This is a genomic window from Kitasatospora phosalacinea (assembly GCF_000717185.1).
Lineage (GTDB): Bacteria > Actinomycetota > Actinomycetes > Streptomycetales > Streptomycetaceae > Kitasatospora > Kitasatospora phosalacinea_A.
Genome location: NZ_JNYE01000025.1, coordinates 16437 through 32222 on the forward strand (window position 1 = coordinate 16437; position 15786 = coordinate 32222).

The 15786-nt window shown below is 75.2% G+C and carries 15 protein-coding genes; 7 read left to right on the forward strand and 8 right to left on the reverse strand.

All coding sequences use genetic code 11. The features are described from left to right. Positions 1-48 precede the first annotated feature (48 nt). The 3 genes from OO57_RS47200 to OO57_RS13005 form a co-directional block, all read right to left on the reverse strand. Positions 49-1038, reverse strand: coding sequence for a M4 family metallopeptidase (locus OO57_RS47200; RefSeq protein WP_324606781.1), 990 nt, complete (start codon positions 1036-1038; stop codon positions 49-51). Further along, positions 986-2053 carry a hypothetical protein gene (locus tag OO57_RS47205; RefSeq protein WP_324606776.1) on the reverse strand — a complete coding sequence of 356 codons (1068 nt, stop codon included), beginning with the start codon at positions 2051-2053 and terminating at the stop codon, positions 986-988. The genes OO57_RS47200 and OO57_RS47205 overlap by 53 nt, the downstream gene beginning before the upstream one ends. A gap of 296 nt (positions 2054-2349) precedes the next feature. After that, the gene (locus tag OO57_RS13005) at positions 2350-3087 is read right to left on the reverse strand and encodes a formylglycine-generating enzyme family protein (RefSeq protein WP_324606777.1); all 738 of its coding nucleotides are present in this window, start codon (positions 3085-3087) and stop codon (positions 2350-2352) included. Between OO57_RS13005 and OO57_RS13010 the strand changes: the two genes are divergently transcribed. The 3 genes from OO57_RS13010 (at position 3086) to OO57_RS13020 (ending at position 5047) form a co-directional block, all read left to right on the forward strand. After that, entirely contained in the window at positions 3086-3637 is a 552-nt protein-coding gene (locus tag OO57_RS13010) for an AAA family ATPase (RefSeq protein WP_051777447.1), read from the forward strand. The two genes, OO57_RS13005 and OO57_RS13010, sit on opposite strands and share 2 nt — an antisense overlap. A gap of 306 nt (positions 3638-3943) precedes the next feature. Next, positions 3944-4468, forward strand: a complete 525-nt coding sequence (locus OO57_RS13015; protein ID WP_033252565.1) for a hypothetical protein — start codon at positions 3944-3946, stop codon at positions 4466-4468. 174 nt (positions 4469-4642) lie between these two features. Continuing rightward, positions 4643-5047, forward strand: a complete 405-nt coding sequence (locus OO57_RS13020; protein WP_033252566.1) for a DUF5959 family protein — start codon at positions 4643-4645, stop codon at positions 5045-5047. A gap of 74 nt (positions 5048-5121) precedes the next feature. Here the strand turns inward: OO57_RS13020 and OO57_RS13025 are convergent, their stop codons facing one another. Beyond that, on the reverse strand, positions 5122-6156 hold the full coding sequence (locus tag OO57_RS13025; protein WP_033252567.1) for an ROK family protein: 1035 nt from the start codon (positions 6154-6156) through the stop codon (positions 5122-5124). A gap of 338 nt (positions 6157-6494) precedes the next feature. On the opposite strand from OO57_RS13025, the gene OO57_RS13030 reads away from it, so the two are divergent. Continuing rightward, positions 6495-9389 carry a hypothetical protein gene (locus OO57_RS13030; protein ID WP_033252645.1) on the forward strand — a complete coding sequence of 965 codons (2895 nt, stop codon included), beginning with the start codon at positions 6495-6497 and terminating at the stop codon, positions 9387-9389. Between the two features lie 28 nt (positions 9390-9417). On the opposite strand, the gene OO57_RS13035 is transcribed toward OO57_RS13030, so the two are convergent. The 3 genes from OO57_RS13035 to OO57_RS13045 all read right to left on the reverse strand — a co-directional run bounded on the left by OO57_RS13035 (position 9418) and on the right by OO57_RS13045 (position 11277). Further along, positions 9418-9990, reverse strand: coding sequence for a hypothetical protein (locus OO57_RS13035; protein ID WP_158715105.1), 573 nt, complete (start codon positions 9988-9990; stop codon positions 9418-9420). Between the two features lie 97 nt (positions 9991-10087). Next, positions 10088-10687: a hypothetical protein gene (locus OO57_RS13040; RefSeq protein ID WP_199811252.1), complete on the reverse strand. Its 600-nt coding sequence runs from the start codon at positions 10685-10687 to the stop codon at positions 10088-10090. Beyond that, the gene (locus OO57_RS13045) at positions 10684-11277 is read right to left on the reverse strand and encodes a sigma factor-like helix-turn-helix DNA-binding protein (protein ID WP_063737550.1); all 594 of its coding nucleotides are present in this window, start codon (positions 11275-11277) and stop codon (positions 10684-10686) included. The genes OO57_RS13040 and OO57_RS13045 overlap by 4 nt, the downstream gene beginning before the upstream one ends. 325 nt (positions 11278-11602) lie before the next feature. On the opposite strand from OO57_RS13045, the gene OO57_RS13050 reads away from it, so the two are divergent. Both OO57_RS13050 and OO57_RS13055 read left to right on the forward strand, forming a co-directional pair. After that, on the forward strand, positions 11603-12442 hold the full coding sequence (locus tag OO57_RS13050; protein WP_051777453.1) for an SAM-dependent methyltransferase: 840 nt from the start codon (positions 11603-11605) through the stop codon (positions 12440-12442). Between the two features lie 50 nt (positions 12443-12492). Next, on the forward strand, positions 12493-13203 hold the full coding sequence (locus tag OO57_RS13055) for a hypothetical protein (RefSeq protein WP_033252569.1): 711 nt from the start codon (positions 12493-12495) through the stop codon (positions 13201-13203). An 82-nt stretch (positions 13204-13285) separates the two neighbouring features. On the opposite strand, the gene OO57_RS13060 is transcribed toward OO57_RS13055, so the two are convergent. After that, positions 13286-14053 (reverse strand): GntR family transcriptional regulator, encoded by a 768-nt coding sequence (locus OO57_RS13060; protein ID WP_033252570.1) that lies wholly within the window; start codon positions 14051-14053, stop codon positions 13286-13288. A gap of 183 nt (positions 14054-14236) precedes the next feature. On the opposite strand from OO57_RS13060, the gene OO57_RS13065 reads away from it, so the two are divergent. Further along, positions 14237-15754, forward strand: coding sequence for an alkaline phosphatase family protein (locus tag OO57_RS13065; RefSeq protein ID WP_324606778.1), 1518 nt, complete (start codon positions 14237-14239; stop codon positions 15752-15754). Positions 15755-15786 lie beyond the last annotated feature (32 nt).

The following is a 15786-nucleotide window of genomic DNA, read 5'->3' on the forward strand; positions in this document are numbered from 1 at the left end:
AAGTCCCTTTTAAGGCCCTGCTGTCGGGGACGTCGCGGGGGCCTCCGGTCAGCCGACGCTGACGTCGTCGACCAGGAAGACGGTCGACAGGTAGGCGTCCTCCTGCCCGGCGAACTGCAGGTTGACCGTCTGCCCGCGGAAGGCGCTCAGGTCGACGGTCTTCTGCACGTAGCCGGAGCTCGCGTTGGCGTTGGAGTACGTCGCCAGGGTCTGGCCGTTGGCGCTGACCTTCAGGGTGTCGTAGGCGGTGGAGCCGGACTCCTGGGTGGTGACCTTCAGCCAGAAGGTGAGCTTCGGGGTGCCGCTGGACGGGACGGCGACGTTGTTCTGCGCGAGGGTCTCGGTGGCCGCGGAGCCGTAGCCCATCATCCAGGCGTACCAGGAACCGCCGTGCGGGGACTGCTGGGTGGAGTTGGTGATGTCTTCGGCGCTCTGCGTCCAGCCGGTGGCGCCCTGCTCGAAGTCGCCGTTGGTCAGCGCGTTGCCCGGGTTGGGGTTGCCGGTGGGCGAGGAGGTCGGCGAGGCGGTCGGCGACGGGGACGGGTTGCCGCCCGGGTCGGGCAGCGCGGTGCCGAGCGAGACGGCGGCCCACGCCTTGGAGACGATGTACCGCTCCTGGGAGTTGGAGCCGTACAGGTCGGCGGCGGCCTGGAGGGTCGCGGTGCGCGCCGAGGAGTAGTTGGTGGTGGAGGTCATGTAGGTGGACAGGGCGCGGTACCAGATCGCCGCGGCCTTCTCCTTGCCGATGCCGCTGAAGCTGTCGCCGTTGCACGGGGTGCCGTTGTGCGACAGGCCGCCGATGGTCTTGGCGCCGGTGCCCTCGGCGGTCAGGTAGAAGAAGTGGTTGGCGATGCCGGAGGAGTAGTGCACGTCGACCTGCCCGGCCCGGCTGCTGTAGCAGGACAGCGAGGAGCCGTCCGCGGCCGGGTTGTCCATCCGGCGCAGGTAGCCGTTGCCCATCCGGAGCTTCTCGCCGATGTAGTAGTCACCGGGGTCGGTGCTGTTGTTGGCGTAGAACTCGACCATGGTGCCGAAGATGTCGGAGGTGGCCTCGTTGAGGCCGCCGGACTCGCCGGAGTAGTTGAGGTTGGCGGTGGCGGCGGGCGCCGCGGCCGTCGTTGCGGATGCCGGAGCGGTTGAAGGTGTTCTTGTAGTAGTCCCAGGTCTTCGCGAGGCCGTAGGAGGCGTCCACGGCGGCGCTCTCCCGGCTCGAAGTGGAGCCGTTGCCCCAGGAGTTGGTCGACTTGGAGAACGTCCGGGCGTTCTGCGCCGGGTTCGACTGCGGGCTGTTGTACGAGTCGTAGACGACCGTGGAGCCGTGCAGCGCGTCGGTCAGCGTGTAGCCGCTGCCGCCCTGGCTGGTCTCGATGGTGACCTGGCCGACGTTCACGCCGTTGCCGGTGCCCGAGACGGTCTGGTTGACCTCGTACTGGTCCAGGACCGCGCCGCTGGCGGCGTCCAGCAGGACCGCCTCGCGGGAGTCGGCCCCCGCTTCGCCCGCGCCGGTCACGGTGTTGCGGTACGCCAGCACCGGGACCTTTCCGACCGCCCAGACCACCAGCTGGCTGGTGTCGAGGTTGGTGGTGCGGGCCTGCTTGACGTGCTTGGCGCTGCGCACGGCGGCCGCCGAGGCGTCCTTGCCGGACAGCTTGGGCGTCACGCCCGCCACCTTGATCGCGCCCTCGTGGGCCCAGGTGGTCGAGGTGGCCTTGCCGTTCTTGCCGTAGTGCACGACCAGGTCGCCGCCGACCACCGGCAGGCCGCGGTAGGTGCGGTCGTACCGCACGTGCCGGGCACCGTCGTTGTCGACCAGCACGTCCTTGGGCAGCAGGCGCTCGTCCGGGCCCAGGCCCAGGCTCTTGGCTAGCCCCTTGGCGTCCTTCTCCGCCTGCTCCAGGACCGCGGTGCGGCCCACCGAGGTCATCGCCTGGAAGCCGGCACCGTTCGCGGTGGTGCCGCTGGCCAGTGCGGGGGACTGGGAACTCGCCACCATCACGGTGCCCATGGTGAGGGCGGCCGCAACAGCTGCCGCCAGAGCGGTCTTGCGGTTCATCGGGTTTCCTCCCACCGAGCCGGGGTTGATGGGGGACGGCCGACGACGCCGATGGGGTGTGGCGTCGCGGCCGGTTTCAGCTCGGCGGCAGGACGCTAGGACCGCGGAGCACCCCCGCAACATGCCCTCGCGACCTCGGCAAGGGCCGGTCAAGGGTGCGCCGCCCCCTCCCCCAGGGCGGCCCCCGACCTGCCCCCGGCCTGCCCCCGACCTGCCGTCGGCGCGCCCGGCGGCCTCGACGGGCGGTGCGTCCGGCGGTGCGCCCGGCGGCAGGTCGGGCGGTGCGCCCGGCAGTCTCAACGGGCGGTGCGGAAGCCGATGTTGCCGCTGGAGCTGTCGGGGGTGTTGGCGGAGCGGGCGGCGAGGCGGTAGCGGTTGCAGTAGGAGGCGTGGCACATGTGGGAACCGCCGCGCATGACCCGGGAGGTGCCGGTGGGCGGGCCGAGCGGGTCCTGGCGGGTGGCGGGGGTGTCGGGGAGGTGGTGGTCGGGGCTGAAGCGGTCGGCGCACCACTCCCAGACGTTGCCGAGCACGTTGTAGAGGCCGTGGCCGTTGGGGCGGTACGAGCGGACGGGGGCGGTGGAGCGGTGGCGGCCGGTGCCCCGGGTCGGGAAGTCGCCCTGCCAGATGTTGAGCATCTCCCGTCCGCCGGGGGCGAGTTCGTCCCCCCACGGGTAGCGGGTGCCGTCCGTGCCGCCGCGGGCCGCGTACTCCCACTGGGCCTCGGTGGGCAGCCGGGTGCCGGACCAGGCGCAGTACGCCCGGGCGTCGTTCCAGGAGACGTGCACCACCGGGTGCTGCTGGCGGGCGGCGTAGTCGCTGCCGGGGCCCTCGGGGGCCCGCCAGGTCGCGCCCGCGACGGCCCGCCACCACGGGGTGGCGGCGACCCGCGGGGAGGCGGCGCGCAGCCGGTCGGTGAGGAAGCCCTCGAAGACGAAGCTGGAGCCGAAGCGTTCGGCGTCGGTGACGTGCCCGGTCTCCCGACCGAAATCGACTCCCGCTCGACGGTCGGCGCCCCCTAGGGTGACTGGCATGGACGAGGCGGAACCGCAACCCGAACTACTGCTGCCCGAACGGTTGTTGCCCGAGCTGGACGGAACGGAGCGCGGCCTGGCCGTGCTGATGTGCGGGCTGCCCGGCTCGGGCAAGAGCACCTACGCGCGGGCCCTGGAGCGGCGCGGCTTCACCCGGCTGTCGATCGACGAGGTGGTCTGGGACCGGCTCGGCCACGACGCGGCCGAGCTCGACCCGGCCGAGTACGACCGGATGAAGAGCGCCGTCGAGGCCGAGCTGTGGCAGGGACTGGTCCGGCTGCTGGCGGCCCGCCGCCCCGTCGTCGTCGACTACAGCTTCTGGCAGCGTGCCACCCGCGACCGCTACAAGGCCCTGGTCGAACAGCACGGCTGCCGCTGGGAGTTGATTCGTCTGCGGGCCGACCTGCCGACCCTGCGCCGCCGCCTCGCCGCCCGCAACCGGCGCAACGACGCGAACAGCGTCACGGTCTCGGAGGAGACCCTGCAGCGCTACTTCGACGCCTTCCAGGAGCCCGTGGGCGAGGGCGAGCGCGTCATCGTCCAGCACTGAAGCCGTCCCGGGGGCCCCACGGAGTCGACCGGGGCGACGTCGAAGTGCGCCGGGGGTGCCGCCGACGGCGCCGGGCCCGGCGTGCGCCCGCACGGGGGCGCCGGGCGGGCGGCGCGGCCGGGTGCCCCTCGGTGGAACGTCGCGGACGACGGCGCAGGTGCGCGGGGGCGCTGTCCGCGCGGGGCGCGCCGGAGCGGGCCCGGGGGCGCGGGCGCGCGGACGGAGGCCCGGTGCGCGGCTGGCCCCCCGTCGCCCGACGGCCCATCATGGGGGCACCCTCACTGCCCGCCGAACTCCGGAGGCATCATGCGTTCCCCGTTCCGCGTCGCCGCCGCGCTGTCCGCCGTCACCCTGGCCGCGGTCCTGGTGCCGGTCGGCGCCGCCCGCGCCGACACCGTCGTGCTCGACTGCGTCGCGAGCACCGCCGCCACCTACAGCCCCGCGATCACCGACACCGCGCAGAGCGTCACCGTCGACGCCACCACCTCCTGGACGTGCACCGGCCTCCCCACCGGCTACACCTCCGCCACCAGCTCGGACCACTACACGACCACGCTCACCTGCACCGACCTGCTCAACTTCCCGGCCGGCAGCAAGACCTACACCTGGAACAACTCCAGCACCAGCACCTTCAGCTTCACCCGGGTCAACACCCGGGCCGTCAACGGCACCACCGTGGTCGAGCTGGTCGGCAGCATCACCGCCGGGACCTTCCAGGGCGCCACCGTCAGCTCGACCGCCGTCGCCCTGAACACCCAGCTCGACGCCTGCTCCACCACCGGCGTCTCCGCGCTGGACTTCACCGGCGACACCGTGATCCTCGGCCTCTGACCGGGCCGCCGGTGGGCCCGGCACCGTTCCGCCGGCCGGGCCGCCGTCGCCTTCCGGGAGCCCGGGGGCGACGGCGAGCTCGTCGTCGCCCAGCACTGGGCCACCGGGGCGACCGGCCCGGGAGCCGATGCGGCAGAATGCGGGCCGGACCAGTGCGAGGAGAGCGAGACCGGCATGACCGATGCGGACCCGACGGACCTGATCCACCTGGAGGACCCCGGCGGCGACCGCTGCGTCGTGCGCGTCGCGGGTCGGGAGCCCGGCCTGCGGGACGACCACGACATGCTCCGGGCCGCGATCCTGGTGCACGCCGACTTCGTCGACGCCAGGCTGGAGCTGCACCTCTCCCCGCGCGACCTCGACGCGTGGCAGGCCGGACTGAACGGCCTCCGGCCCGGCACCGGCACGAGCCTCGGCGGGGAGCGCGGGGCAGGCCTGGCCGTCCACCTGCAGGAGGACCGCTCCCTGGCCGTGACGGTCCACGATCCCGACCGGCTCAGCGTGGTGCTGTGGATCCAGCCGCCGGAGAACTGGACGGACGAGCACCTGGAGCGGCTGGAACGGGTTCGGCGTAGCTGACTGCCCCGGCCCGGAGCCCTGTGGACGGCGCCGGGCCGGGTGGCCGGATCAGGAGACCGGGGCGGGTGGCCGGATCAGGAGACCGGGGCGGTGACCGCGGCGACCTCGGGGAGGCGGGCGGCGAGGAGGCGGCCGGCGCCGATGAGGCCGGAGTCGTCGTCGGCGGCCCCGAGCACGACCGTGTCGCGGATCTCCTCGGGGGTGAGGCCGAAGCAGCCGAGGCGTTCGAGTTCGGCGGTGAGGAGTTCGGCGTAGCGCGGGCCGACGGCGAGGGCGAAGCCGCCGATCAGGACGTAGCGGCGGATGCCGATCGCGGTGAAGACGGCGGTGATCGCGGAGGCGAGGGCGGTGAGGCCGGGGCGCAGGGCGTCGGTCGCGAAGGCGTCCCCGGCGTGGAGGGCGGCCACCAGGGCGTGGTTGTCGAGCAGTTCGGGGTCGGGGGCGGTGGCGGCGAGGGCGGAGCGGGCGTAGCCGTCGGGGTCGGCGTGGGCCGCGCGGCGGGCGGCGGCGAGGGCGCCGCGCCCGGAGGCGAGGGCGCCGAGGTGGCCGCGGCCGCCGCAGTCGCAGGGGGCGGCGTCGGGGGACGGGTCGACGGTCCAGTGGCCGAGTTCGCCGCCGTGGCCCTCGGTGTCGAGCAGGACCTCGCCGTTGCGGAAGACCTTGTTGCCGATGCCGGAGCTGACCGTGATCAGGCAGAACGGCCGCTCGTCGGCGGGGTCGACGTAGCGCCAGACCGCGGCCGTCAGGTCGTTGACCACGACGACGGGCAGGCCGAGGCGTTCCTCCAACTGCCGCTGCACCGGGAGCTGTTCGCCGGGACCGCCCCAGACGGTGGGGGCGGCCAGGGCGCGGCCGTCGGCGGTGACGGGGCCGGCGAAGGCGATGGCGACGGCGCTGCTGCCGTGGCGTTCGACGGCTTCGGCGGCGAGGGCGGCGACCTGGTCGAGCACCCGGGCCTGGAGGTCCGCGACCGGCAGGTCGGGGTGCGCGGCTATGCCGTCGGTGGGGACGCGGCGGACGTCGGTGACGGTGTCGTCGTGCACGCCGTAGCGGGCGGTGCGCAGCGTGGTGCCGCCGAGGTCGATGACGGTGAGTGCGGCGTCGGACAAGGGTTGCTCCCCGGGCTTCGGTGCTTCTGCGGTGCGGCGGTGCGATGCGGTGCTTCTGCGTCGCGGCGGGCTGCCTCGCGGCGGGCTGCGGTGCGGTGCTTCTGCGTCGCGGTGGGCTGCGGCGTGATCGTACACGGCCGCGGGCCGATATGGGAGCGCTCCCACGGCCATCGCCGCCCACCCGGCGGCGCCGAACCCGTGTGCGGTGTCGGGGGCGGGGTCTACATTTGTCTCCCGGCGTCCGGTTCGGGCGCGGCGCGGCGCGGGCCGCGGGGGCGGTGGCTGCGGGGGTGGCGATGGCGTCCGGTTCGGGTCGCGGCGGCGCGGGGGTGGGCGGGGTGCGCACCACCGCCAAGTACGAGGTGGACGCGCTGGTCCAGGATCTGGTGGCGCAGTTCAGCGCGGCCCGGCTGCCGATGCCGGTGGTGGTGCTGTACGCGCAGGAGGACGATCCGGAGCTGGACGCGGAGGTCCGCTCCGTGGTCCGGGCGGTGCAGGAGGCGCAGGAGGGCGGCGACCTGCCGCACCGGACGGTGCCGCACGTGCCCGACGGCGATCCGCACGGCAACGCGATCGCGATCCTGGACGGGCTGGCGAAGGGCCCGTGGGCCCGCCGCGGGCCGTCCTGGTACCGCGGCTACCCGGCGCCCCGCTCGCGGCTGGTGGCCGCGATCGAGGCCGCGACCCGGCACGTGCTGGACGACTCCCCCGCCGCCGGGGCCGCCCCGGGCCCCGGCGCGCGGCCGTTCGAGGAGCAGGTGGAGTCGGTGCTGGCCCGGCTGCGGGACTTGCACTGGCGGCCCGAACCGCGGGTCGCCGGTGGCGAGTTGCAGCGCCTGCTGTCGCCCGTCCTGAACTCCACCACGCTGATCGGGGCGTTCGTCCTGGCGGCGCTCACCAGCCTGCTGACGCAGGCGAGTTGGCAGCTGGTCGCGGCGGTGCTGCTGGGGGCGGTGGCGGTGCTCGGGGCGACCGGCTGGGTGCGGCGCAACACGGCGCCGCTGTCCTGGCTGGGCCCGGCCAGCCGCTGGTTCGCGACGACGACGTTCCTGGCCGCGTCGGGGCGGCAGGCGGCGGCCTGGTCGCTGTGGCGGCCGCGGATGTCCTGGGACGTGACGCAGGCCCGGGCCCGCGAGGTGGCCGGGGAGATCCTGAAGGCCCAACTGCCCGGCACCCCGGCCGAGGAGCGCGACCGCGCCCAGCAGTTCCACCTCCAACTGCGCACCCTGGCCCTGCTGGAGGACCTGCGCCGGGCGCACCGCTCCTGGGCGCCGGACGCCCGGGGCCGCAAGCGGCGCGTCCCGCCGGTGGTGTTCGTGCCGCGGGCGGACGCGCCGGGCGGGGCGCTGCGGGTGCTGGGCGCGATCTCCGACGTGCGCAGCCGCCGCAGCGAGCAGGACCCGCTGCTGGTGCTGGCCGCGGTCGCGCACGCGGACGTGACGGCCTGGATGGAGGACGAGCACACCGCCCCGCCCGGCGGCCACCCCTTCGGGCCGCGCGGCGGCCCGTACGAGAACTGGGTGAGCGACCTGAGGGTGCGTCAGGCACCGAGCCGGGGGCGGGCGTTGGCGTGGACGCTGCCGGTGCGGTTGACCAGGCAGCAGTTGCAGGCGGGCGGGAGCACCCGGTTGGCACCGGTGCCGGTGCGGCGGTCCTGGTGGTTCCTGTGGTCGCGCTGGTCGGTGCTGCTGGCGCTGGTGCTGGTGGCGGCCGGGGCGGGGCTGCGGGTGCAGCAGCTGGCGGAGCGGTACTGCGAGGCCCGGCTGGTGGGTTCGAACCCGGACGCGGTCTGGCGCACCGGCCCGGGCGGGACGCCGGAGTGCGTCGGCGTGGCGACCGGGTCGGTGACCTTCGCGGGGGACGGCGGCGGCGTGCGGCTGAGCGGCGAACTGCCGGGGCGGGACTCGGAGCGCACCGGGGCGGACGTCGGGCTCGGCGAGCTGGAGGCGGCGATCCGGCGGGAGAACGCGCGGGTGGACGCGCTGCCGGACGTCCGCTACGTGACGGTGGTGTACGCGGGCGCGCTGACCACCGCGGCCGGGCAGGAGGGCCGGGCGCTGAACGGCCTGAAGGAGCTGGCGGGCGTCCACCTGGCGCAGGTGCGCAACAACGCGGGCGACCCGCTGAAGGTGAAGGTGCTGGTCGCCAACGGCGGGCAGGACATGTACTTCCAGACCGAGATGGTGCACCGGATCGTCGACCTCGCCGCCCGGGACCGCTCGGTCGCCGGGGTGGTCGGCCTGGGCCGGGACACCGAGGACAGCGACGCCGCGCTGACGCTGCTCCAGCAGGCGGGCCTGGCCGTGGTCAGCACCACCAACTCGGCCAGCTACCTGGCCCGCGGCCACGTCAACTACTTCGGCCTGGCCGCCACCGACCAGGAGGAGGCGGCGGCGCTGCGCCTGATCGTCGACGGCCTCGGCACCCCGCCCCAGGACCGCTGGGCGGCCGTGCTGACCCGCACCCCCACGCCCGACGACCGCTACAGCCCCGAGCACGCCCGCTACGGCAGCGCGATGCTCACCGACGCGGGCTACCGGCTGGTCGGCGGGCGCCCGCTGGAGTACGGCCTGAACAGCAACGGCGACCCGGACTACGAGCAGGCGCTCGCCACCACCTGCCACGGCGGGCACCCGCCGGCCGTGCTGTACCTGGCCGGGCGCGCCGACGACGTCAACCAGCTGATGCGGCGCCTCGCCGACGACAAGGGCTGCGCCCGGCCGCTGACCGTCCTCACCGGGGACGACCTGACGAAGGCGCAGTTCCGCACCGGGGGCACGGCGGTGGCCCCGCAGGCCACCCTGTACTACACCGCGCTGAGCGACCCGGCCGCGACGGCGCGCGGCTCCGACCTGGCCGCCACCGCCGCGGCCGTCCTGCACCTGGTGCCGCGGGCCGCCAACCCGTACGAGGACGACGTCTTCTCGGACGGTTCGCTCGCCCTCGCCTACGACGCGGTGGCGGCGCTGCAGGCCGGTGCGGCCAAGGCCGGGGCCTCGCAGCTGACCGGGACGGGCTCGGTGATGGCGGCGCTGCGCGCGGTGCAGTTGAACAACCGGCCCACCGGGACGGTCGACTTCCGCGGGGCCGCCCCGCTGGCCACCGAGCCGCAGCCCGGGCACGGCCTGCACGTGATCCGGGTCCGGCGCGACGCGCAGGGCGCGCCGGTCGTCGACCGGCTGTGCGGGCGCCCGGCGGGTGAGACCGCTCCGCTGACGGGCTGCGCACCCTGAGCGGGGGCGGCCCGTCAGCGGGGGGCGCTCAGCAGGGGGTGGCCTGGGCGCCGATCAGGCCCCGGCCGGTGTCGCGGGCGCGCTGCCAGGCGGGCGCCAGGGCGTCGAGCAGGGCGGCGGCGTCCTCCTCCGCGATCTCGTCCAGCACCTCGTGCAGCCGGTGCTCGGCGGCGGCCCGCTGCGCGGGGTCGAGCGCGAGGGCGGCCGTGACGGCGGGGCAGGTGGCCCGGACCTGCTCCGGGGTCAGCACGAAGTTGCCGAACCAGCCCGGCAGTTCGGCGAACCGCTGCGGGCCGAGGGCGTGGGCGAGCCCGGCGGCCGGGTGGCCCTTGCGACAGGAGACCGCGAGGAACGGGCCGGACTTCTCGTGGGCGCCCCAGATCTCGTAGAGCAGGTCGAGGTGGTCGTCCAGCAGGTCGGGGGCGGCCAGGTCGTACTGCTCCTCGCGCCGGCGCAGGTCGAGGGCGCCGCTGCACCAGCGCTCGAACGCGGCCCGGCCCGCGGCGGCCTGCGCCGCGATCGGCGGGCCCAGCAGCGGGGCCGCCCCGGCGACGACCGCGCCGGGCACCGGCATGACGATCCACCACCCCGTGAAACCCATGCCCGCCAGGGTACGCAGGAGCGGTGACAGCGTCGGGGCGCTCGTGCTCAGCGGGCCAGGGTACGCAGGGGCGGTGACAGCGCCGGGGCGCTCGTGCTCAGCGGGCCAGGTCGCGGACCAGGGTGCTGCTGACCTGCGGGAGTTCGCCGTACTCGGGGTCGTCGCAGTCGACGGGCAACTGGTGGACCACGGCGGCCAGCCGGGGCGGGAGCTTCACGTCGAGGCCCTCGTGGCACAGCGCGAGGATCTCCGCGGGGACGCCCGCCGGGAGCAGCGCGTCGCGGGAGCCCAGCACCCGCTGCGCGGGCCGGGGCCCGGTGGCGAGCGCCTCGGCCTGGCGGCGCCAGACCTCGGCGTCCAGGAACTCGCCGAGGCTGCGGTGCAGCAGGCTCAGGCAGGACGCGGCGGTGTAGGAGCCGCCGCCCGCCGCGAACTGCCACCAGAACTGGGCGCCTTCGCGGTGCCCGGCGACGTGCAGCAGGGCGCCGAGGACGAGGGCGCCCCCGGGGTGGATCCGGCGGTCGTTGGCCAGGAGCTCCAGCGAGGCGGCGGCGGTCGGCATCGCGAGGACCAGGGCGGTCGCGAGGTCGAGTTCGTGGGCGGCCTGCAGGTGCTCGGACGGGAAGGGGCGGGGGGCGGTCAGCAGCCGGTCCCAGGAGACCGGGGCGTCCGCCGGGCCGCCGCGCCGCCCGCTCACCCGTGCTCCCGGCGGGGGCGGGGGCAGTGGGGGACGGGGCCGGGGCGGGCGGGGACCAGGGCGGCGGCGAGGCGGTTGAGGGCCTGGGTGGCGGTGGAGCGCACGTTGGCCTCGGTGGTGGCCAGGCAGTCGGCTATCTGGGCGTCCGTCAGGTCGAGCAGGTAGCGCAGCACGACGACGTCGTGGCGCCGCTCGGAGAGGCCGCGCAGCGCGGCGTACAGCTGCTGGTGGCCGGCGGTGGTCGCGGGCAGGTGCCGGGCCCGTTCGGCGGCGCGCCGCACCGCGCAGACCCAGAGCGGGACGTGGCCGGGGGGCGGGGGCGGTTCGTCGGCGGCCATCCGCTGCAGCACGGCGGCGCCGACCTCCTCCTTGAGGATCGTCCAGGCCTGGAAGGCCGGGAACTGCTCGCGCAGGATGCGCGGCCACTCGTGCCACACCCGGCCCTTGGCGGTCTCCACGGCTGCGCGGGCGGCGCGGGCGTCGGGCAGCCGGGCCCCGGCGAAGCCGGTCCACGTCCGGTGGTGGGTGTCGCAGAACGCGTCGAAGGTCAGGCGGTGCCGGTCGCCCACGGCCCAGTCGCTCTCGTTCACGCCCGTTCCTCCCCGGTGGCCGGCGGGAACTCGCGTCCCCAGGGAGAACATTAAGGCGCATCAGGTGGCGAAATGGTAATCCGGCGCAAGAGCTTTCAAGATCAGACATAAGTCGCCCCAACTGACAACCCGACCATTCGGCGCACCGATCGAGCTGGGCCGCTCCGCAACCGCTTCCGACCGTTTCCGAGCGTTTCCGATCGGTTCGGCACGAATGGCGCCGACTGCGACCCGAACCCCTGATTGCCCGTTCGCACGTGTGGGCATAGTGGGCGCAGCGGGGAACGATCAAGGCGGAGCGGGACACCGGCACCGGGGGGAGCTCATGGCAGGCGCGCACGGACCGGCGAACGAGGCCGAGGCGGGGACGGAGGCGGAGGCGGAGGTCAGCCTCGACATCCACCTGGCGCACTCGGCCCGGATGTACGACTTCTACCTCGGCGGCACCACCAACTTCCCCGCCGACCGGGAGGCCGCGGGCCGGGCCCTGGCGGTGTTCCCGTTCGCCCGCTCCGCCGCGCGCGCCAACCGCGCCTTCATGCGGCGCACCACCCGGCTGCTCGCCGAGTCCGGCATCCGGCAGTTCCTGGACGTCGGCACCGGCATCCCGACCTCGCCCAACCTGCACGAGGTCGCCCAGCGGACCGCGCCGGACGCCGCGGTCGTCTACGCCGACAACGACCCGATCGTGCTGCTGCACGCCCAGGCCCTGCTGCACGGCACCGAACAGGGCGTCACCGCCTACGTCCAGGCCGACGTGCGCGATCCCGACGCCCTGCTGGAGGCCGCCGCCCGCACCCTCGACCTCGACCGGCCCGTCGCGCTCAGCATGAACGCCCTGCTGCACTTCGTCCCGGACGAGGCGCACCGGATCGCCGAGCGGTTCAAGGCCCGGCTCCCCCGCGGCTCGGCCCTCGTGATGAGCCACCTGACCGCGGACTTCGCCCCCGACGAGACCGCCCGCCTGATCCAGGTCTACACCGCCGCGGGCACGCCCGTCGCGGCCTGCAGCAGCGCGGAGTTCGCCCGCTTCTTCACCGGCTGGCGCCTGCTCGCCCCGGGGGTCGTCGCCACCCCCCGCTGGAACCCCTCGCCCGAGGACGGCACCGAGCACATCACGGACGCCGACGCCGCCTGCTACGGGGCGGTCGCCCTGCGCCCCTGACCCCCGGGCCCCCTCCCCGGCCGGGCCGGGGGCCGCTGTAGCGTGCCGGCATGGCGAACGGTGCGGCAGCGGACGACACGGCGGCGCGGACGGCAACGCGGACGGCGGCTCCCGGGGCGGCGGCCCTGGTCCTGGCGGCGGCGGTGGCCGGCGCGTGGGGGTTCGGGGCGGCGGCGGACGGGGCGTCGTGGGCGGACGGGCTGCGCGGGGTGCTGCGCGGGAGCGGGCTGGCGGTGTTCGCCGGTTACGGGGCGGCGGTGCTGGCGGGGAGCCTGCTGCGGACGGTGACGCCGGAGCACCGTTCGCGGTCGGTGGGCGCGGTGTGGGCGGGGGCGGGGCTGGCGCTGCTGTTCGGCGCGCTGGTGGCGCTGCTGGCCTGGCCGGTCGCGGAGATCGCGCCCGCTTCGTCCCGGGACCCGGTCTCCCAGCGGGATCCGGGCTTCCTCTACGTGCTGTGGCTGGCCTCCACGCTGCTGGCGCCCGCGCTGGCCACGGCGGGCGTGCGGACGGGCCTGCCGCTGGCCCCGCAGCGCGCCGCCGCCTCCGGAGGCTCCGCGACGGCCCCGGGCACGGGCACGACCCCGGGCACGACCCCGACGCCGACCCCGGGCACGACCCCGGCCCCGGGCACGGCCGCGTCCGGCGCTGCGGCGCCGCGCTTCCGGCTGCCCGCCGAGGACACCGTGCGGCGCGGGGTGCTGCGCGGACTGGCCTGGGGGACGCCGATGTTCGCGTTCCTACTGCTGGTGTCGGCGTTCTGAGCCTTCCCGACCGGGCGTTCCGAGCCATCCCGACCGGGCGGTCCGGGCCGAGCAGGCCGGGCCGCCCGGTCGGGATGGCCGGTCAGTCGGTGGCGGGTGCGCTCAGGTCGAGGGTGAAGCTGAACCGGTCGCCGCGGTAGAGGGTGCGGACGAGTTCGAGGGGGCGGCCGTCGGCGTCGCGGCTGCGGCGGTGCAGCAGCAGCATCGGGAGGGCGGGCGGGGTGCCGATCAGCAGCGCCTCGCGCGGGGTGGCGAGGACGGTCTCGATCCGCTCCTCCGCCCCGGCGAGCCGGACGCCGCGTTCGCGCAGGTGCCCGTAGAGCGAGCCCGCCGGGTCGAACTCCGCGGCCAGTCCCGGGAGTCGGGCCACCGGCAGGTAGGTGGACTCCAGGCCGACGCGCTCCTCGTCGGCGTGCAGCACGCGCTCCAGGTGCCAGAGCGGTTCGCCGACCGGGACGGCGAGGCGTTCGGCGCTCGCGGGGTCGGCGGGCTGCCGGTCGAGGGCGACCAGCGTCCGTCCGGGGCGCAGGCCCTGGCGGGTGACGCCCTCGGTGTAGCTGGCCAGCGACAGCGGCTGCTCGATCTTGGCCCCGGCCACCACCGTCCCCCGCCCCCGGCGGCGCAGCCGGCCCGCGATCAGCAGGTCCCGCAGGGCCTGGCGCACGGTGGCACGGGCGACCCCGTACCGCTCCGCCAGGTCGGCCTCGGTGGGCAGCCGTCCGCCCGGCCCCAGTTCGCCGAGGAGTTCCTCCAACTGGGCCTTGACCAGGTAGTACTTGGGTACCCGCCCGTGCTCGGGCACCCCGGCCCGGACGGGGGCGGGGTGCGCGCCGGAGGTGCCGTGGTCCACCGCTCCAGCCTACCGAGCCCCGCCGCTCCCGCGCCTCGGGTCACGAACCGGTAACCGGTCTGGACTGAATTTTGACACTTGTTCATACAACCGTGGACTGGGTGCGGGTTCGCGCTCGCCCGCCCGGCCCATCCTCGGTTGCCGGTGCAACCGCACCGCACCGCTTTCCCGTTGGGAGCCCCCGTGCGCAACTCCCGTACCACCATGGCCCTTTCCCTCTCCGCGGCAGCCGTCGTCGCGGCCGCGCTCGTCCCGCTCGGCGGTTCGTCCGCCGTGGCGGCGACCGGTGCGTACAACGGCCTGCCGAACGGCAGCAAGCAGGCCAAGACGCTGGTGATCGGCATCGACGGCACCCGGTACGACAGGCTGCTGGCGGCGGACGCGCCGAACCTGAAGGCGCTGATGGCCTCGGGCACCACCGCGACGTCCGACCTGTACGCGAACCCGCTGGCGCCGACGCTCTCCGGCCCGGGCTGGTCGACCATCGCCACCGGCGTGTGGCCGGACAGGCACAGGGTGCTGGACAACAGCTTCACCGGTGCGCGCTTCGACCTGTACCCGGACTACGCGAGCCGCCTGGAGGCCGCGGACCCGGCCAGCTCGACGCTGGTGGTCGGCTCCTGGAACCCGATCACCGCGAACGTCTTCAACGGCGCCGCCGACCTGCGGATCGCGGAGAGCGAGAACGACGCGAAGACCGCCTCGGACGCCGCCGACTACCTGGCGCACGGCAACCCGGACTCGGTGTTCCTGCACTTCGACGAGGTGGACGAGGCCGGGCACTCCTACGGCGGCGCGTCCAGCCAGTACCTGGCGGCGATCCACGGCGCGGACGGCCTGGTCGGGCAGGTGCTGACCGCGCTCAAGTCCCGCGCCTCGTACGCCTCGGAGGACTGGCTGGTCGTGGTCACCACCGACCACGGCCACACCGACGCGGGCGGCCACGGCGGCAACAGCGCCGACGAGCGGCAGACCTGGATGGTCCTGAACGGCCGGGGCCAGGCCGCCGGGGCGCACCGCTACGACGTGAAGCCGGTGGACATCGCGCCGACCGTGCTCAAGCACGAGGGCGCGCCGATCGACCCGGCCTGGGGGCTGGACGGCGAGCCGGTCGACGAGATCGTGCCGGACGGGTTCGACGCGCTGCGCCCGAGCCTGCAGACCCGGGTGGACGAGACCGGCATCGGCCCGACCGTCAAGGGCTTCACCCGCACCCCGCCGGCCGGCTGGTCGATCGACAACTCGCGGATGCCCACCGGCGGCGTCACCGAGTGGCGCGGCTGGGCGTTCGCCACCGACGAGTTCTGGACGGCGGCGCAGCTGGGCCAGGGCCGGGAGACCAACGTCCGGGCGCGCAACGTGTTCGCGGTCGCGGACTCCGACGAGTGGGACGACAGGTCGCACGGCACCGGCCAGTTCGACTCGACGCTGGTCAGCCCGGCGTACCCGGTGGCGGGCCGCGCCCGCGGGACGCTGTCCTTCGCGACCGACTACAGGGTCGACGGCCCGCAGACCGGCGACGTGTACGTGTCCTTCGACGGCGGGGCCGCGCAGCTGGTGAAGTCCTACCGCTCCGACCTGAACGCGGTCGAGCACCTGGAGGTGACCGTTCCGGCGGGGGCGTCGACGGCCCGGTTCCAGTTCCGCTACACGGGCACCAACTCGGCGTTCTGGACGGTCGACCAGGTCGTCTTCGGCTGAACCGGCCCCGGCCCCCCCGGTCCGGGCGGGCG

Bases quoted from the DNA above. Each gene is read 5' to 3' on its own strand.
- OO57_RS13050 (WP_051777453.1), top strand. From the start codon at position 11,603: ATGGCAGGCGCGCACGGACCGGCGAACGAGGCCGAGGCGGGGACGGAG.
- OO57_RS13035 (WP_158715105.1), bottom strand. From the start codon at position 9,990: ATGGGTTTCACGGGGTGGTGGATCGTCATGCCGGTGCCCGGCGCGGTC.
- OO57_RS13005 (WP_324606777.1), bottom strand. From the start codon at position 3,087: ATGCCAGTCACCCTAGGGGGCGCCGACCGTCGAGCGGGAGTCGATTTC.
- OO57_RS13015 (WP_033252565.1), top strand. From the start codon at position 3,944: ATGCGTTCCCCGTTCCGCGTCGCCGCCGCGCTGTCCGCCGTCACCCTG.
- OO57_RS13055 (WP_033252569.1), top strand. From the start codon at position 12,493: ATGGCGAACGGTGCGGCAGCGGACGACACGGCGGCGCGGACGGCAACG.
- OO57_RS47205 (WP_324606776.1), bottom strand. From the start codon at position 2,053: ATGAACCGCAAGACCGCTCTGGCGGCAGCTGTTGCGGCCGCCCTCACC.
- OO57_RS13010 (WP_051777447.1), top strand. From the start codon at position 3,086: ATGGACGAGGCGGAACCGCAACCCGAACTACTGCTGCCCGAACGGTTG.
- OO57_RS13020 (WP_033252566.1), top strand. From the start codon at position 4,643: ATGACCGATGCGGACCCGACGGACCTGATCCACCTGGAGGACCCCGGC.